Raw genomic sequence first — 14,900 nt, 5'->3', positions numbered from 1 at the left:
CATCGACGCCGAGGGCATCGACATGGGCCCGTCCCCCACGGACGCCGCCCTCGCCGCCGATCTCGCGCTGCCGATCGAGGAGCTGGAGCTCACGGTCCGCTCGTACAACTGCCTCAAGCGTGAGGGCGTTCACTCGGTGGGTGAACTTCTGGCGCGATCGGAGGCGGACCTGATGGACATTCGCAACTTCGGTGCGAAATCCATCGACGAGGTCAAGGCGAAGCTGGCCGGCATGGGCCTGACTCTGAAGGACAGCCCGCCCGGATTCATCCCGAACGCCGCCGCAGACACCTCCGGAGCCCCGGACGACGACGGCAACACGGGTTTCATGGAGACCGAGCAGTACTGAACGCTGCGCGAGGGAGTAGGCCGCTGTGCCGGGCCGGGGGCCTGGCCCAGCGGCTCATCGCCCGAGCATCTGATGGGCAAGCGCTAACTCCAGCGCGCGCCAGCGCGACCGCGGTCCTGCGCTCGGGCCGATCGAGTTCCTGCTGCGATCGCGAGAGATGCCGGGTAGAGCACGCCGTGTCCGAAGCGGGCGAGCGCGCGGTCGGCGACGGCTTCGATCGCGAAGGGCCTGTCGTCGTTGCTGTCGAGGGTGAGCTGCCGAGTGGCTTTGGCTTCGGGCAGGAGGGCGTCGGCGAGCAGGGTAATGCCGCGCACCCTGGCGCGTTGCAGTCCGAGGGACTCGTACACCGCGTACACGGCGCGTGCCAGGAGCAGGGTGTGCTGGGTCGCCTCGGGCAGGGTGCGACTGCGGCGGGTGGCGCTCCGGTCGGCGTAGCGGGTGGTGCAGGTCAGGCCTTGGGCGATATGCCCACTGGTGCGCAGGCGGGCACCGAGGTCGTCGATAAGGGCGAGCAGGGCGCGTCGGTGCTCGGCAGGATCGAGTTCGTCACGTGGGAAGCGGTGTTCGGCGCTGATGCTCATCGACGCCGGCGTGGGGTCGACGACCTGGATGTCGCGGCCGTGGGCGCGCTCGTGGAGGGTGCGGCCGGCGCGGGCCCCGAGCAGGCGCTGCAGCGTGAGCTGGGGAACGTCGGTGACGTCGCCGATCGTGTGCAGGCCGATCATTTCCTTGCCTTCGTCGGCATCGCCAGCACTCTCATATACTACCGCCGCTGCACCAACTGAGAGTTGAGGGGCGAGAGAGGGGTGGAAGGCGTATGCTTCTACGTCTGCCCGTTGCCACGACGCGCGTCCCGAAACTGGGCCGTCGTCGAGGCGATGCGCGGTTTGACCCATACCGCTTCGGCGCGAGCGCAGATCTTCCCCTCAGCCGTTGCCAGGGCCACGCCCACGGAGACCTTTCGGTCATGCTTGTCGAGGACCCAAGCCCACGAGATATGCCGCTCGCCCGCTCTCACCTCGTGCAGGAGCTTGGCGGTCAGAGCGGCCGTGACGAGACCGGGCCCCGTATCGGCAAGCCGCACCCCGGCCCATCCGCCGGGACAGTCGAGGGCGGACCACACGATCTCGGGCGGCAACGTGCCTGTTTTCCCGGCGAGTTCGACGTCTGGAACCCAGGCCGCGGCCACAAGGTTCCGTCCTGGAACAGGCCCTGGAAAGAGCCGGATACCCTTGCCGACAGCCATGGGAGCGCAGCCGTAGCAGTCGAACGGCTGTGGATGGACGCGGAGTTGCGCCAGATAGGCCTCGGTGGCCGCTTGGGCCTGGTTCCAGGTCGGCATCTCGGGCGCTTCGTGGCGAAGCCTGCCGGGGGTCACGGTGACCTTTTCTTCGAGTCGCACGGGAACCCCTACTGGCACGGCCGCCTGGAAGTCGACGCGTACGGTTTCGGCGTCGCTGCGGGAGGCCACAAGGCCCGCGACGTACCCACCGAACGCGACGTTTGGGTAGCCGGTTATGTGGGACGGAATCGTGTCGGGGCTCGTCACGCGGCACCGCCGGTGGGATGGCCCGTGAGGTCTTGAGGATGACGCGTTCGAACGCTCATGGCTTCTGGAGTGCCTATCTGTTGATGGAAGCGTGGATGTCGCCGCCGATGCCTGGTCGGGTTCAGGGCCAGGTGACGACCTGACCTGCCCAGGACAGTCCGCCGCCGAAGGCGAGCAGCAGGACCGGGGCGCCGGAGGGGAGATCCTCGCGTTCCATCAACTTGGACAGGGCGAGCGGGACCGACGCGACGGAAGTGTTGCCGGACTCGACGACGTCATCGCCGATCACAACGGTTTCGGACAGATCGAGTTGGCGCACGACGGCGTCGATGATGCGCAGATTGGCCTGGTGCGTGACGACGCCCGCCAAATCCGCCGGAGCCAGGCCGACGCGCTCGCATGCTTCCCTGGCGATTGCAGGGAGTTCGCCGCTGGCCCATCGGAAGACCGTCTGGCCCTCTTGGGTGAAGCGGGGGTGCCAGTCGTCGACCAGGCGGACGGCGTCCGAGCGCGAGGAGTCGGATCCCCAGACGACGGGGCCGATCCCATCGTTGCCGGCGGCGCTGAGCACGGCGGCGCCGGCCCCGTCGCCGAGGAGGACGCAGGAACGGCGGTCGGTCCAATCGGTGACGTCGGACATCTTCTCGGCGCCGATGACCAGGGCGTGGCGTGCGGCACCGGCGCGCAGGGTGTGGTCGGCACAGGCGAGGGCCGTGCAGAAGCCTGCGCAGCCGTTGTTGAGGTCGAAGGCCACTGGATTGGGTAGGCCGAGGCGGGCCGCGACCTGGGCCGCGGTGGAGGGGCAGCGGTCGATCGCCGTGCACGTTGCCACGGTGATCAGTCCGATGTCCGACGGATCGAGTCCGGATGCGGCCAGCGCCTTGCCGGCGGCCGCCGCGGCCATGTCGGTGACCGATTCATCGGGTGCTGCGATACGGCGCGTGGAGATGCCGGTGCGTCGGCGGATCCACTCGTCGCTGGTGTCGACCATGGTGGACAGGCCGTCGTTGGTCAGGACGCGCTTCGGCTGGTAGTGCCCGAGGGCGGTGATGCGGCTTCCTTGCACGATCGAACGCACAGCTGATCTCCTTGGCTCGGCAGCAGCGGTCCGGAATATAGCAACCGATCGGTCGGAAGTTAAATGGGGTGCAGTTGGGTACGATGACGGCATGAGCCCACGCAACTCCGTCGCCGAATCACACAGGACTCGGCAGCGCATTGTGGAGCGCGGCATCGCCATCGCCTCGGCGGACGGCCTCGAAGGACTCACCCTCGGGCGCCTCGCCACCGACCTGGACATGAGTAAGGCCGGCGTACTCGGGCACTTCGGCACCAAGGAGGTGCTTCAACTGGCGACCCTTGAGGGGGCTGCGGCGGCCTTCTCGCGGTTGGTATGGGAGCCTGTGGCGCACAAGGAGCCTGGCCTGCCCCGCCTGCGAGCCGTTTTCGAGACCTGGATCTCCTACCTGGCGACCGAACGCGACACGTTCCCCGGCGGCTGCCTCATCACCACCGCCTCCGTCGAGTTCGACTCTCGCCCCGGCGCCGTCCGCGACGCAGTGGCCCGCCTGCTCCATACCTGGCGTCGCCGCCTCGCCGGCGAGGTCGGAGCGGCCGTGCGAGCAGGCGACCTTCCACCGGACACCGATCCGGAGCAGGTCGCATACGAGATCGTCGGCATGTATATGGCGCTGAACCAGGAGCTCCAACTCTTCGCCGCCCCATCGGCCGTCGCACGCACGCGTCGAGCCATCGACCGACTTCTGCGCAGTCCTTAGCCGTGTCCCACGTGCCCGCGATCTACGTGTGACGTTGCGGTTGTCCCGTCCCGCTAGGCCGTTTCTTTCGGATCACCTTGCTGACCAGATGAAGATGGCGGCGAGGTGGACGCCGGCGAGGTAGATGGTGGCCGTCTTGTCGTACCGAGTGGCCAGGCCCCGGCGTAACGGGCCGCCGCCGTCCAGGCCCACCAGCAGGCCGCGATGCCGCAGGAGAACCTGGAAGGCCGTACGACCGACCCGGCTACGTGGATGCGCATGGCCGAACCCGTGGCGCTCCGTGCGGGGCCGCCGCTGGGTATGAGGGTGCACGGTGAACTCCACCGTGCACCCGGGTGCGGATCGACGGCGGCTGGGTGAGGAGTGAGCCTCCGCCAACTTGAAGTCGCAGGTCAAAGCGCTGGTGTGATCGGTTCGTGGGGTACTCCTACTGGTCGCGGGCATAGGTCCGCGGAGAAGATCATCCGTCAGCGGTTGACTTCGAGGTTCGTCAGGACGAGCAGGGCGCGCAGGAGGCGGGGGCGGGGGCGGTGCGGAGTTTGGTGAGGATCCGCCAGTTCTTGAGGTGGGCGAAGCCGTGCTCGACCGGTGCGCGTCCGACGGCGAGGACGCGGTTGGCTTCCTTCTGGCCGGGGGTGAGCTTGTGGGTGCGAGTGGCGGTGTAGCCGGTGACGATCACGGGGTCGAGGATGTCGTTGTCCAGGCCGCGGAAGCCGAGGTCGGCCAACGCTCCGAGGCCGGCGGCGCGCAGGCGGGCCAGGATGTGGTCGTGGCGGGCGGCGGTGTTGTCGTGGGTGCGGCCGGTCCGGGCGGCGGATATCCAGATCAGGCGACCGTTCTCGTCGGTCAGGGTGAAGAAGTGCAGGCCATGGCTGCGGTGCTTGCCGGAGTAGTTCCGCCGGTCAGCCTTGCCGGTGCGGCGTTGAGTGCGGATGAGGGTGCCGTCGATCAGAACCACCTCCCCGCCCTTCTTGGCGACCTTCTTCAGGGCGCGGTCCAGGCACGGCGCCTGGGCGGCGAGCAGCCCGATCAGCTCGTCGCGCCAGCGGCGGACGGTGGACTCGGACACGTTGCTGCCGCCGGCCATGTCGGCCAGTCGCTGGTCGTGGTGCAGTACGGCCAGGACGATCACCGCGATCTTCCCCGGCGGCAGGATCCGCCATCGGGACCGGATCGTCTTCAGACGGCGCCTGAGCAGACCGGCGAGGTGGTTGACGGTGCGCGTGGACAGCGACAGACGGCACTGGTAGACAAGCGGGCAGGTGTCCTCGGCGCGCTCTTTGGTATTCGTCACACAATTCCAACAGCTGCCGGGGGCATCCCGGTTACGCCCGTGCCGAGCCGCTCCGAGTGGCGGTACTCCTGGTCACAGGCGGGTGGTGAACCGGCCGTCGGGCAGCTTCCGCAGTCAGCCGCGATCGACAAGTCTGACCAGCTTGCTGCGTAGCGTTTCCAGCTTGGCCTTCACGCTGACGTCCACCCCCACCACCTCGCCGACCTCGCGGGCCATGACCGGTCCGGCAGCCTGCCGCACGGCGGTGATGATGCGCTGGTAGTCCCACGGGAGCGAGTTCTCCTCCATACCCGGTTCGCGGTGCGGGATCAGCATCACTGTCCGGCCGGCCACCCGCCCGGGGCACTGGTCCGGTGGAGGCGCGTTCCTCGGCGAGCTGCCCGGTCATCCGTTCAAGGACACGTTCGGCGACGGCGAGTTCGTCCCGGTCAGCCCGCACTTCCGCCAGCTGTTTGGCCAGCTGTTCTTCGAGTTCGTCCAGCTCCGCGCGCCGCGCGGTGATCCGTTCCAGCAACTCGGGATCCAGCATGCACCGGATCGTAGAAGACCACCCGCCCACGGGGAGCGAGAACCGGCAACCCAACCGCTGACGGATGGCTCGTAGGCGAGATGCGGTTCTGACTCAAGTCGCGGCGCGCGGGCTCACTCAGTCAGGTTGGAGCCGGGTCTCGGGAATGACAAGGCCCGCACGTGGTCGGGTGAGAGGTGCAACTCATATGGCAGGCAGCAGTCAGAGCAGAGGGTCGCGACCAGTGTCCCGCAGGCGCAGACCTGGTTCAGTCCCCCATCGGGAATCGCCCCGCAGCATGCGGTGGAGGCGTGCCGCGTCGTCAACCCGCGGCAGTCATCCGGGTTCATGACGATATTGCCTCGTGGCCCCTGTGAGACCAGTGGCTGCCCGTCGAGGTTGTAGTGAGTTCCGTGCCGTGGCATCACCGGGCAGCCATGCGCCCTCACGCCCCGGCAGCCTCGATGAACTCGCCCACGGCGCTGCGCGGGTCCCCCGACCGCACCAGTGCCTCGCCGACCAGCACCACGTCGGCTCCCCAACCGCGGTACTCCGCGACATCCTTCGGGCCCGTCACTCCTGATTCCGCGACCCTGACCGCGCCTTCGGGGATACCGGTCACGAGGTCGGCGAACACTGTGCGATCCACGTCCAGCGTGGTCAGGTCCCGCGCGTTGATTCCGAGGAGTTCAGCCCCGGCGGCGACGGCGCGCCGTACTTCGTCGGCCGTGTGGGCCTCCACGAGCGGCGTGAGGCCCAACTCTTTGCACAGCCCCATCAAATCGGTGAGCCGGCCGTCGTCCAGCGACACGACCATGAGAAGCGCGAGATCGGCGCCATGCGCGCGGGCTTCCCACAGCTGATAGGGGTCGACGATGAAATCCTTGCGCAGGACGGGCACGTCGACCCGGGCACGTACAGCGTCCAGATCAGCGAGGGAGCCGCCGAAACGCCTGCTCTCGGTGAGCACGCTGATCGCGGCGGCGCCGCCGGCCGCGTACTGGGCCGCGAGGGACGCAGGGTCGGGGATGTCCGCCAGCGCGCCCTTGCTGGGGCTCTTTCGCTTCACCTCGGCGATGATGGACACCCCAGGCGCGCGGAAAGCAGGCAGGGGGTCAAGCGCGGGTGCCACGTCGGCTGCCCGCGAGCGCAACTCCGCCAACGGCGTCGCACGCTTACGTTGTTCCAAGTCTTCGCGGACTCCCGCGAGGATCCCGTCGAGAACGCTCATCAGCCTCTCCTCGTCGAACCGTCCGACGCTCCGGACGTCCCCCGGTTTGTGTGACCGTCCATCACCCACGTCCAAGCCGTCCTCGGAACGGAGGTTACCCGAATCGATCATGGCGTGCGTATCGGCCGGCCTTGGGGGCGGGCATTGAACTTCTCGTGGATACTCCGTGAAATTCGGTGACACGCGATCTGGCGACCTCTGCCGCCGGCCGACGGCCATCCCTTAACGAAGCATGAGCGCGAACTCCGGGATCACCGGGGTCATCTTGCCCGGCGTGATCGACGAACCCGCCTGAACCGGTGGCAACTTGAGCGCACAGGCCCGCGGTGTGGCCGGATCGGGCAGCGGGCCAAGCGGCGGTCCACGACCATGAATCGTAGGAGTCGAAGCGCTTCGACAGTGCCAGTTTCGCTGTGAAGCTGTCAATGCCCCACCAAGGGAAAGTTTCCTACGGGAGAAGCCCTTGTTTCACGCGAAAGCTGTCCGTTAACTTTTCTGCCGTAGTGAAGCGCTTCGACAGAGCGCTTCGACAGATCACCGGCCCACGCGCCCGGGACGAACAAGTACTGCTCACACCCACCTCGACGGTCTGCTCACCGGTGCGGTCACGCACGAAGTCCCGCCCGGTGGCTGCGCCGTCCTGCGCGGGCACTGATCTCGAAAGGGCCGCCATGACCAAGGAACGAGAGACCTTCCGCTGGGGGCACGAGGCCCTCCAGTTCGAGATCGTCCTCGATGACGACGGCGGCCCGCGCCTGACGCACCTCGGGCTGCCCGGCGAGGCGCAGAGCATCCCCGGTGCGTCCCTGCCCCTGGTGGAGGTGACGGCCGCGGGGCACGGCCGCGGCTGGTCGGGCAATCGACTCGTGGACACTGCTCTCGGCCGGCGTCTGCGCCACCGGACCCACCGCGCGACCCGCGACGGCGACTGGCACACGCTGACCGTCCACCTCCACGATCCGGAAACCGGGCTGGCCGCGGAGGTGACCTACCGGTCACCGAACGGCATCCCCGTGCTCCGCAGCGAGGTGACCCTGCGCAACGAAGGGCAGACCACGCTGCATGTGGAGTCGGTCAGCTCGCTCGTGATCGGCTGCCTCACCGCTCAGGTCCCGGCCGCCGTCGACGCCGCGGACCTGCTGTGGGCGGAGAACGACTGGCTCGCCGAGTGCCGCTGGCGGCGCCAGCCGATGCGTCTGACCACCCCGGCCCACGGCGGACGCGTGAGCAACGCCAACGGCAGGGCCGGCTTCGTCCTGAACGGGCAGGGCACCTGGTCCAGCTGCGGACACCTCCCCATGGGGGGCCTGACGGACCGGCGCACCGGCCGCACCTGGGTGTGGCAGATCGAGCACAACGGCGGCGGCTGGCGTTGGGAGTGCGGCGAGCACGACCGAGCGGCCTACACAGCGCTGTTCGGACCCACCGACACCCACCACGGCTGGCGGCACGCCCTTGAACCCGGCGCCGCTTTCCGCACCGTACCCGCTGCCCTGTCCTTCAGCGCCGACGGCGGCCCCGATGAGGCATTCGCCGCGCTGACCCGCTACCGCCGCGCCCAACGCCGCCCGCACGCCGACCACCAGCGTCTGCCCGTCATCTTCAACGACTACATGAACTGCCTGATGGGCGACCCCACGACGGAGAAGCTGCTGCCGCACATCGACGCGGCCGCCGACGCCGGCGCGGAGTACTTCGTGATCGACGCCGGCTGGTACGACGGCGAGAACGGCGGCTGGTGGGACACCGTCGGCGCCTGGGAGCCCGCCGCCTCGCGGTTCCCCGGGGCGCGCGGCATCCACGAGGTGCTGGAGCGCATCCGGGAGCGCGGCATGGTGCCCGGCCTGTGGCTGGAGCCGGAGGTGATCGGCGTGCGCAGCCCCTTGGCCAAGTCCCTGCCCGACGAGGCGTTCTTCCGCCGCGACGGCGTCCGCGTGACGGAGGCCGGCCGGCACCACCTGGACCTGCGTCACCCGGCCGCGCGTGCCCACCTGGACCAGGTCGTGGACCGCCTGGTCGGCGAATGGGGCGTCGGCTACCTCAAACTCGACCACAACATCGACCCCGGCTCCGGCAGCACCCACCCCGGCGAGACCCCGGGCGCCGGTCTGCTCGGCCACAACCGGGCACACCTCGACTGGCTCGACGGCGTCCTCGACCGGTACCCGCACCTGGTGGTGGAGAACTGCTCCTCCGGCGGCATGCGCTGGGACGACGCCCTGCTGTCCCGGATGCAGCTGCAGTCCACCAGCGACCAGCAGAACCTCCACCACTACGCACCCATCGCGGCTTCCGCGCCCACCGCCGTCACCCCCGAACAGGGTGCCGTCTGGGCGTACCCCCAGCCGGAGGACTCCCTCGACGAGGTGGCCTTCACGATGGCCAACGCGCTCCTGGGCCGGATCCATCTCTCCGGCCGCATTCCCGAACTGGAGCCGGAGGCCCGCGCCCTGGTCCACGAGGCGGTGGCGGCGTACAAGGCCATCCGCGCCGACCTTCCGCAAGCTGTGCCCTCCTGGCCACTCGGCCTTCCCGCCTGGGACGACCCCTGGATCGCCCTGGCCCTGCGCACTCCGGCCACCACCTACCTCACCGCATGGCGCCGCCCTGGAACCGACGCCACGGCGACGCTTCACCTGCCCCACCTGCGGGACACCGCCGCCCGAGTCGACCTGCTCTACCCCTCGGCCAGTCGGGCCGTGCCCGCCTGGATGCCCGGCACGGCCGAGCTGAGCCTGACCCTGCCCACCGCGCCGTCCGCCGTCCTGCTCCGCATCACCCCCACGGCCCCCGGCTCTCCCTGAACCGCCCCACCCCCGCATCACGACTCGACGAGAGGACCCATCGGGTGCCCCCTCTGCCCCAGCCTGACGAACGCCTCACCAACCCGGTGATCCCCGGCCTCCACCCCGACCCGAGCATCTGCCGCGTCGGCGACGACTACTACCTGGCCTGCTCCAGCTTCGAGTACTTCCCCGGCGTACCGCTGTTCCACAGCCGCGACCTGGTGCACTGGAGGCAGATCGGCAACATCCTGGACCGGCCGGAGCAGCTGCGGCTGTCGGAGTCGTGGTCCTCCGCCGGAATCTACGCCCCCACCCTGCGCCACCACGACGGACGCTTCTGGCTGATCGTCACCAACGTCGGCAAGGGCGGCGGCAACCTCATCGTCACGGCCACCGACCCCGCTGGCCCCTGGTCGGACCCCGTCTGGGCGCCGGGTGTCCCCGGCATCGATCCCGACCTGGCCTGGGACGAGGACGGCACCTGCTGGTGCACGGTCGCCGGGGTCTCGCAGGTCCGTCTCGACCCGTCCACCGGGCAGACGTACGGAACACCGCACAAGGTCTGGTCCGGTGGGCCCGGCGCCAAGGCCCCCGAGGCACCGCACCTGTACCGGATCGGCGACTACTGGTACCTGCTCATCGCCGAGGGCGGCACCGAGCGCGGCCACGGTGTATCGATCGCCCGCGGCCGTACGCCCGCCGGCCCGTTCGAGCCGTTCCCGGCCAACCCGATCCTCACCCATCGCGGCACCGACCACCCCGTCCAGAACACCGGGCACGCCGACCTGGTCCAGGGGCCCGACGGCTCCTGGTGGATGGTGTTCCTCGGGGTGCGGCCGCGCATCGGCACCCCCGGCTGGCATGTGCTCGGCCGGGAGACCTTCCTCGCGCCCGTGACCTGGGTGGACGACTGGCCGGTCGTCGGCGAGGTCACCCTGGACCTGCCCGAACTCCCGTGGCCGCTCTCCCCCGGCCCCGTCGAGGAGCACCGGGACGACTTCGAACTCGCCGAACTGCGACCGTCCTGGATCTCCCTGCGCGACCGGTCCGCCGAGCACTGCACCACCAGGGAACGCCGCGGCTGGCTGACGCTCCGCGCGCGCGGTGGCTCCCTGGACGAGCCCGACGTGGTGTTCACCGGCCGGCGACAGCAGCATCTGTCGTGCCGGGCGCGCACTCTGGTCGATGCCGCGGAGGGAAGAGGTGGGCTCGCCGTCCGGCTCGACGAGCAGCACCACTATGAGATCGAGGTGTCCGGCACCGAGGTGCAGGTGGTCGCGCGCGTCGGTTCCCTGCGTACGGTCGTGGCCGCGCAGTCCGTGCCCGCCGGGCCGGTGGTCCTCGCCCTCACGATCACGGATCCGCCGCCTCCGCACGGGCCGCGCACCGGACCCGATGTGATCTCCCTCGGCGTCGAGCAACCCGACGGCACGTTCACCGGGCTCGCGACCCTCGAAGGCCGCTACCTGTCGACCGAGGTCGCCGGCGGCTTCACCGGCCGGGTCATCGGCATGTACGCCGCGAGAGGCACCGTCCATTTCGACTGGTTCGACTACGAGCCCCTGGACGGCTGAACCCGCCTCCTCCTGCCACCGAACCGGTCCCGTCCCGACCGTGGACGGAACCCACCCGTACCGCCGGCCGAAGGGCCCGACCGACCGAAAGGCATGACACATGAAGGACATACAGAGACCGGCGCACCACCGCAGACGCGGCCCGGGGCTCCTGGGCGGCCTGCTGATGGCACTGCTGGTGATCCTGGGACTGTCCGGCAGCACCGCGCTCGCCGCGCCCGGCGGCACGGCACAGCAGACCGGATCCGCGGTCAAGGTTCCGGCCCGCGCCATGGACGCCGTGGCCGCGATGCAGCCCAGCTGGAACCTGGGCAACACCCTGGACGCGATTCCGGACGAGACGTCCTGGGGCAACCCCAAGGCCAGCAGGGAGCTTTTCGCGACCCTCCGGGCCCAGGGCTTCCGCAGCGTCCGTATCCCGGTGACCTGGAGCGCGCACCAGTCCGCCACCGCGCCCTACACCGTCGACGCCGCCTACCTGAAGCGGGTCAAGGAGGTCGTCGACTGGGCACAGGCCGAGAAGCTCTACCTCGTGCTCAACGTCCACCACGACTCCTGGCAGTGGATCTCGAAGATCGCCGCCGACCACGACAAGGTGCTCGCCCGCTACAACGCCCTGTGGACCCAGATCTCCGCGGCGTTCCGGGACGAGCCGCGCACCCTGCTCTTCGAAAGCGTCAACGAGCCGAGCTTCGACAACGCCACGGCCGCGCAGAAGACCGAGTTCCTGAACGAGCTCAACTCCTCGTTCCAGAAGACCGTCCGCGCTTCGGGCGGCGCGAACAAGAGCCGCCTGCTCGTCCTGACCACCCAGGGCGGCACCCCCTCCCAGGAGCTCATGGACGACCTGTACACCACGATCAGCGGGCTGCACGACAGCAACCTGGTCGCCACCGTGCACTACTACGGCTGGTACCCGTTCAGCGTGAACGTCGCCGGCGGCACCCTGTACGACGACACCGCCCGCAACGACCTGACCGACTCCTTCGCCCGCATGCACAACACCTTCGTCGCCACGGGCATCCCCGTCTACGTCGGCGAATACAGCCTGCTCGGATACCCCGACGACAACCACCCCTCCCGCATCGAGCGGGGCGAGGCGCTGAAGTACTACGAGAACGTCGGACACGCCGCACGCGTCGCCGGTGTCACCACCGCCCTGTGGGACCCCGGAAGCTACGCCTACCTGAACCGACAGACCCTGAAGTGGCAGGACCCCGACCTGTTCGCCTGGATCAGGTCGAGCTGGACCACCCGCTCGGGAACCGCCTCCTTCGACCAGGTCTTCGTGGCGAAGTCGAGCCGGATCACGGCCCAGTCGCTCACGCTGAACCTGAACGGCACCAAGTTCCGTGGTCTGTGGGACGGCGACACCAAGCTGGCCGAGGGCCGGGACTACACCGTCTTCGAGGATCGGCTCACCCTCACGGCATCGGCCCTGACCCGGCTGACCGGCAATCGCGCGTACGGGGTCAACGCGACGCTCCAGGCCCGGTTCTCCCGCGGACTTCCCTGGCAGATCGACGTGGTCACCAACGACACTCCGGAGCTGTCGAACACCACGGGCACGGCCGCGAAGTTCACCATTCCCACGAAGTACCAGGGTGACCAGCTGGCGACCATGGAGTCCACGTACGCGGACGGCACCAACGCCGGCCCGACGAGCTGGAATCCGTACCAGGAGTTCAACGGCGCCTTCTCGCCGGACTACGCGAACGGCACGATCATCCTGACCGCCGACATGCTCAAGGCACTGCGTGATGGCGAACAGGCGACGCTGACCTTCCACTTCCACAGCGGCGCCAAGGTGAAGTACAAGGTCACGAAGTCCGGTGACTCGGTCACCGGTACGGTCGTCAAGGCATCCTGACCGGCCGGCCACCCCGCCCTGATTGCCCACGTCCCGGGCAACCAGGGCATCGACACGTCAAGGCCGAGTTCGCACCCTTCCCCCAGTACCCGAGTCGCACCGTTGGCCGGACAGAGCCTCGACGGCAACCTTTGCGTCCGCTGCGGCAACTCAGCAGTGCACCATCGGCTCGATCTGGCGAACGGACGGGAAATGAACACACCGAGGCAGACCGCGCGGCAGCGCAGACACAGACGCACGCTCATGCTGGGCACCGCATCGGCGGTGATCGCCGTGGGCGTTCTCGCCTACCTGGTCATGGCACTGCTCCCCGGCCGCAACAACGGTGCAGTACCTGCCGCGGCCACCCCCCTCGCCACCACCCAGGTGAAGGCCACCACCGCCGGCGGGACAGGAACCCCGACCGCGGCGGCGAGCCCGACCCGCTCCCCCACCCCGACGGGCACTGCGACCACCACGTCAGCACGACCGTCGCCCACTGCCACCACCCCGCCGCCGCAGAAGCCCGCCACGACGTCACCGGCAGGACGGCTTCAGCCCAACACCACCCACCAGGGCGTCGCCACCGCCTACGAGGCCGGGAACGGAGACGGCGCCTGCCTGTTCGGCCCGAGTCCCGACCTCATGATCGCGGCCATGAACACCACCGACTACGAGACGTCCAAGGCGTGCGGCGCCTACGTGCTCGTCCGGGCGGCCAACGGCAAATCCATCACGGTACGGATCACCAACGAATGCCCCCTGCCCTGCGCGCCTGGTCAACTCGACCTCAGCCAGCAGGCATTCGCCAAACTCGCCGACCTCAAGGTCGGGCGGCTCCCCATCACCTGGAGTGTGGTGAGCCCCAGCACCTCCGACACGATCTCCATCCGGTACAAGACCGGCTCCAGCCGCTACTGGTGCGCCGTCCAGGCGATCGGCCATCGCAACCCGATCGCCGAGCTGGAGATCCGCACCGCAGCCGGCTGGCGTCAACTGCCGCGCACCTCCTACAACTACTTCGTCTCTGCCGACGGCAGCGGGTGCGGTGGCGCGATCAGACTCACCGACATCTACGGCGAACGGCTGACCATCGACGCAGTCGCGGTGCGGCCGAACGTCGTGCAACCCACCGGGGTGCAGTTCGCCCGACACTGATCCCGCCGCCCGAGGCCCCGTTCGGGGACCGCGACGCACTGAGGGCCGAGGCCGACCGCGCCCGACGAAGGGCGCGGACCGGCCTCGGCCCCGGTGTCGGGTCAGCCGCCGCTGACGGTCAGGTTGTCGGTGTTGAAGTTGAGTCCGCCGGACGACGAGGTGATCTCATAGCCGAACTGCACGTCGCCGATGGTCTCGCTGCTGGACATCCAGCCCTTGCTGTACGCGATCCAGTTGAGGATCGGCTTGACGTCCACGGTGCCGGAGGTGGAGTTGGACGTCCGCAGGAAGGAGAACACCTCGTTCGAACCGTTGGTGCCCTTGTAGACGTTCCAGTTGTGGCCGCCGACCGTGACGTTGTCCTGGTAGGAGCCGATCGGGCCGACGGCTCCCGTCTTGTTCATCCAGAGCATGATCTCGTACTTGTGGTTGGTGTCCCAGATGTCGTACGCCGTCTCGTACGCGCCGGACGACGGGACGCTGACGTTGTAGTCGCTGGTCAGCCAGCCGAGGGAGTCGATTCTCTTGTTGATCGATTTGGTCGAGTTGGCGTAGGACTTGATGCCGCCGGTGTTGGGGTGGTCGGCCCAGACGCCCCAGCTGGTCCCGGAGTTGGCCCAGGTGCACTGGCTGCCCGCGCCGGAGCCCCAGACGTTGTTGTAGAGCGTGTAGCCGTTCAGGTTGGTGCTGCCGTACCGGTCGCAGGTGTTCCAGACCGCGGCCGAGGCGGGGGCGGAGACGAGGCCGACGGTGGCACCGAGAGCCATCGCCGGCGCCAGCACCGCCATGGTGATCTTGCGTATCGTGCTGTTGACCATGGTGTC

14 protein-coding genes are annotated in these 14,900 nt (G+C 68.9%); 6 read left to right on the top strand and 8 right to left on the bottom strand.

What is annotated here, in order from left to right; all coding sequences use genetic code 11:
* Positions 1 to 349, top strand: a 349-nt coding sequence (locus tag IE277_RS40095; RefSeq protein ID WP_308433465.1) for a DNA-directed RNA polymerase subunit alpha C-terminal domain-containing protein, incomplete at its 5' end; no start/stop codon positions are given.
* 83 nt (positions 350 to 432) lie between these two features.
* Here the strand turns inward: IE277_RS40095 and IE277_RS40090 are convergent.
* The 3 genes from IE277_RS40090 to IE277_RS40080 all read right to left on the bottom strand — a co-directional run bounded on the left by IE277_RS40090 (position 433) and on the right by IE277_RS40080 (position 2,964).
* Positions 433 to 1,074, bottom strand: a complete 642-nt coding sequence (locus tag IE277_RS40090; protein ID WP_229882335.1) for a DinB/UmuC family translesion DNA polymerase — start codon at positions 1,072 to 1,074, stop codon at positions 433 to 435.
* 98 nt (positions 1,075 to 1,172) lie between these two features.
* Complete coding sequence (locus IE277_RS40085; protein WP_189958664.1) at positions 1,173 to 1,898, bottom strand: hotdog fold domain-containing protein; 726 nt, start codon at positions 1,896 to 1,898, stop codon at positions 1,173 to 1,175.
* A gap of 121 nt (positions 1,899 to 2,019) precedes the next feature.
* Positions 2,020 to 2,964, bottom strand: coding sequence for a beta-ketoacyl-ACP synthase III (locus IE277_RS40080; protein ID WP_189958671.1), 945 nt, complete (start codon positions 2,962 to 2,964; stop codon positions 2,020 to 2,022).
* Between the two features lie 103 nt (positions 2,965 to 3,067).
* Between IE277_RS40080 and IE277_RS40075 the strand changes: the two genes are divergently transcribed.
* Positions 3,068 to 3,676, top strand: a complete 609-nt coding sequence (locus IE277_RS40075; protein ID WP_189958663.1) for a TetR/AcrR family transcriptional regulator — start codon at positions 3,068 to 3,070, stop codon at positions 3,674 to 3,676.
* A 72-nt stretch (positions 3,677 to 3,748) separates the two neighbouring features.
* Here the strand turns inward: IE277_RS40075 and IE277_RS40070 are convergent, their stop codons facing one another.
* The 4 genes from IE277_RS40070 to trpC all read right to left on the bottom strand — a co-directional run bounded on the left by IE277_RS40070 (position 3,749) and on the right by trpC (position 6,709).
* Positions 3,749 to 3,988, bottom strand: a complete 240-nt coding sequence (locus tag IE277_RS40070) for a hypothetical protein (RefSeq protein ID WP_189958662.1) — start codon at positions 3,986 to 3,988, stop codon at positions 3,749 to 3,751.
* Between the two features lie 178 nt (positions 3,989 to 4,166).
* Positions 4,167 to 4,970 (bottom strand): transposase family protein, encoded by an 804-nt coding sequence (locus tag IE277_RS40065; RefSeq protein ID WP_229882334.1) that lies wholly within the window; start codon positions 4,968 to 4,970, stop codon positions 4,167 to 4,169.
* Positions 4,971 to 5,084: 114 nt separating this feature from the next.
* A complete protein-coding gene (locus tag IE277_RS48150) occupies positions 5,085 to 5,285 on the bottom strand; it encodes a hypothetical protein (RefSeq protein WP_229882333.1) in 201 nt (66 codons plus the stop codon).
* 638 nt (positions 5,286 to 5,923) lie between these two features.
* On the bottom strand, positions 5,924 to 6,709 hold the full coding sequence (gene trpC / locus IE277_RS40055; RefSeq protein WP_189958661.1) for an indole-3-glycerol phosphate synthase TrpC: 786 nt from the start codon (positions 6,707 to 6,709) through the stop codon (positions 5,924 to 5,926).
* Between the two features lie 671 nt (positions 6,710 to 7,380).
* On the opposite strand from trpC, the gene IE277_RS40050 reads away from it, so the two are divergent.
* The 4 genes from IE277_RS40050 (at position 7,381) to IE277_RS40035 (ending at position 14,076) form a co-directional block, all read left to right on the top strand.
* Positions 7,381 to 9,513 carry an alpha-galactosidase gene (locus IE277_RS40050; protein ID WP_189958660.1) on the top strand — a complete coding sequence of 711 codons (2,133 nt, stop codon included), beginning with the start codon at positions 7,381 to 7,383 and terminating at the stop codon, positions 9,511 to 9,513.
* Positions 9,514 to 9,557: 44 nt separating this feature from the next.
* Positions 9,558 to 11,069 carry a glycoside hydrolase family 43 protein gene (locus tag IE277_RS40045; RefSeq protein ID WP_229882332.1) on the top strand — a complete coding sequence of 504 codons (1,512 nt, stop codon included), beginning with the start codon at positions 9,558 to 9,560 and terminating at the stop codon, positions 11,067 to 11,069.
* Between the two features lie 100 nt (positions 11,070 to 11,169).
* Entirely contained in the window at positions 11,170 to 12,939 is a 1,770-nt protein-coding gene (locus IE277_RS40040; RefSeq protein WP_189958659.1) for a cellulase family glycosylhydrolase, read from the top strand.
* A gap of 243 nt (positions 12,940 to 13,182) precedes the next feature.
* Positions 13,183 to 14,076, top strand: a complete 894-nt coding sequence (locus IE277_RS40035) for an expansin EXLX1 family cellulose-binding protein (protein ID WP_229882331.1) — start codon at positions 13,183 to 13,185, stop codon at positions 14,074 to 14,076.
* A gap of 101 nt (positions 14,077 to 14,177) precedes the next feature.
* Here IE277_RS40035 and IE277_RS40030 read toward each other — a convergent pair whose 3' ends face one another.
* Complete coding sequence (locus tag IE277_RS40030) at positions 14,178 to 14,894, bottom strand: glycoside hydrolase family 12 protein (protein WP_189958657.1); 717 nt, start codon at positions 14,892 to 14,894, stop codon at positions 14,178 to 14,180.
* Between the last annotated feature and the right edge of the window lie 6 nt (positions 14,895 to 14,900).

This window comes from Streptomyces alanosinicus, from assembly GCF_014650595.1.
Taxonomy (GTDB): Bacteria; Actinomycetota; Actinomycetes; order Streptomycetales; family Streptomycetaceae; genus Streptomyces; species Streptomyces alanosinicus.
Note: the sequence above shows the minus strand (reverse complement) of the source record. Positions and strands in the feature narration are given on the sequence as shown.

Coding starts and splice junctions, on each gene's coding strand:
- IE277_RS40090 (WP_229882335.1), bottom strand. CDS start 1,074: ATGATCGGCCTGCACACGATCGGCGACGTCACCGACGTTCCCCAGCTC.
- IE277_RS40075 (WP_189958663.1), top strand. CDS start 3,068: ATGAGCCCACGCAACTCCGTCGCCGAATCACACAGGACTCGGCAGCGC.
- IE277_RS48150 (WP_229882333.1), bottom strand. CDS start 5,285: ATGCTGATCCCGCACCGCGAACCGGGTATGGAGGAGAACTCGCTCCCG.
- trpC (WP_189958661.1), bottom strand. CDS start 6,709: ATGAGCGTTCTCGACGGGATCCTCGCGGGAGTCCGCGAAGACTTGGAA.
- IE277_RS40050 (WP_189958660.1), top strand. CDS start 7,381: ATGACCAAGGAACGAGAGACCTTCCGCTGGGGGCACGAGGCCCTCCAG.
- IE277_RS40040 (WP_189958659.1), top strand. CDS start 11,170: ATGAAGGACATACAGAGACCGGCGCACCACCGCAGACGCGGCCCGGGG.
- IE277_RS40035 (WP_229882331.1), top strand. CDS start 13,183: ATGCTGGGCACCGCATCGGCGGTGATCGCCGTGGGCGTTCTCGCCTAC.
- IE277_RS40030 (WP_189958657.1), bottom strand. CDS start 14,894: ATGGTCAACAGCACGATACGCAAGATCACCATGGCGGTGCTGGCGCCG.